The organism is Symbiopectobacterium sp. (genome assembly GCF_051710365.1).
In the GTDB taxonomy this organism is placed as follows: Bacteria; Pseudomonadota; Gammaproteobacteria; order Enterobacterales; family Enterobacteriaceae; genus Symbiopectobacterium.
On the sequence record NZ_JBPETA010000359.1, the window covers coordinates 1 to 1,365 of the forward strand.

Genomic DNA, 1,365 nt, shown 5'->3' on the forward strand with positions numbered 1-1,365 from the left:
CGCATCCCCTGTATCATGACCGAAGGTGTCGTTAACACGTTTAAAATGGTCGATATCCAGCGCGATAATGGCGAAATCCCGGTGCAGGGTATGCCAATACTTCAGAATAGTGTCCAGCCCACGGCGGTTGTACAGGCCGGTCATGGGATCGGTTTGTGCTTCGAAACGCAGTTTGCCAATCTTTTGCTGTAACAGATTGATCCCAATCAGCATTGCCTGTTTGAGTTGCGTGGCCTCAAAATACCAGGATGGAATCTTGTCGATATCCTCGGAAATATCGTTGGCATCCATCTTATTGGCGCTGCGCGCCAGCAGCCACAGCGGCTGGGCAATCAGACGAGCCAGCAACCAAACGCACAAAATGGTCAGCAGTGCCAATGGCAGGGTGTGGCGCAGGACGTTGAACATCAGCCCCTCAAGTGGCTTCAGTGTTTCTAACGTTGGCCGCAGGGCGACAACTTCCCAACCCGTGGCGGGAACGATGGCAAAGCCTGCCAGCATCTTCTCGCCGACGTAGTTCACCATTTGTTGGCTGCCGTTCGTCGGGCCTTGATGAGGGACCACCAGGTTATTGGTTTCCGTTTGCCCGATACGCCCGTTGTCTTTGTGATAGAGCATGCGCCGCTGGCTGTCGGTCACATAAATATAGGAGCCATCACGGTAGTAGTGTTGCCCGAGCAAGGTATTCAGGATGCTGTTTTTTTCAGATAGATAGAACCACCGACAAACTCCAGATAGCGCCCAGACCGATCGAAAATGGGGCTGGATATCAAGACAATCAGATTTTCTGCCGCCGAGATATAGGGCTGGCTGATCAGCGGCACGCGCTCTTTAAGCGCAGCCAGTGCGCCCTCGGTGGTAAGCTTCTGCCCGATAAGTTGGAAAGTATCCGGCGACGTGGCGCGCACTACGCCTTTGGCATCTGCCACCAGCACGGAATTAAAACTGTGAGTTTGCAAACGTAGCCGATCGGCTTCTTGTACCAGATTAACCGTATCGTTAAAGTCTTCTGCCAGGATTGTGGCGCTGTAGGCCAACTGCTGTTGCGCATTCTCAAAAAAAGTCTGTGTTTCGGCGGCCAGTTTGCTGGCGTAAACCCGGTTTGATTCCAGCGTATTGGTAATCAACAAATCACGCTGCACGCGATAGGTAGCATAAAAGCTATTCGCAAGAGTGATCAGGGCGCTCATTACCGCCAATAGCAGGATTAAACGGCGTAATCCGACATGATGAAATACGCTAGGCTGTGTCCCTTAATTGCGTAACCGGTGGTAAAACACGCGGATGCAGCCCAGTTTCACCATTGCTAGATAGTTTCTTGCCGTTTTTTCATAACGTGTGGCGATCCGTCGATATTCCTTTAAA

Annotated in this window: 2 protein-coding genes and 1 pseudogene; all 3 read right to left on the reverse strand. The window is 51.6% G+C overall.

Going from position 1 to position 1,365, the window contains the following annotated elements:
* Positions 1-681, reverse strand: a 681-nt coding sequence (locus tag ACTBDZ_RS17855; protein WP_438816275.1) for a sensor domain-containing diguanylate cyclase, incomplete at its 3' end; no start/stop codon positions are given.
* A 5-nt stretch (positions 682-686) separates the two neighbouring features.
* Positions 687-1,190, reverse strand: coding sequence for a PDC sensor domain-containing protein (locus tag ACTBDZ_RS17860; RefSeq protein WP_438816276.1), 504 nt, complete (start codon positions 1,188-1,190; stop codon positions 687-689).
* 63 nt (positions 1,191-1,253) lie between these two features.
* Positions 1,254-1,365: pseudogene (locus ACTBDZ_RS17865) on the reverse strand (IS5 family transposase); the annotation flags it as partial.

Bases quoted from the DNA above. Each gene is read 5' to 3' on its own strand.
- ACTBDZ_RS17860 (WP_438816276.1), bottom strand. From the start codon at position 1,190: ATGAGCGCCCTGATCACTCTTGCGAATAGCTTTTATGCTACCTATCGC.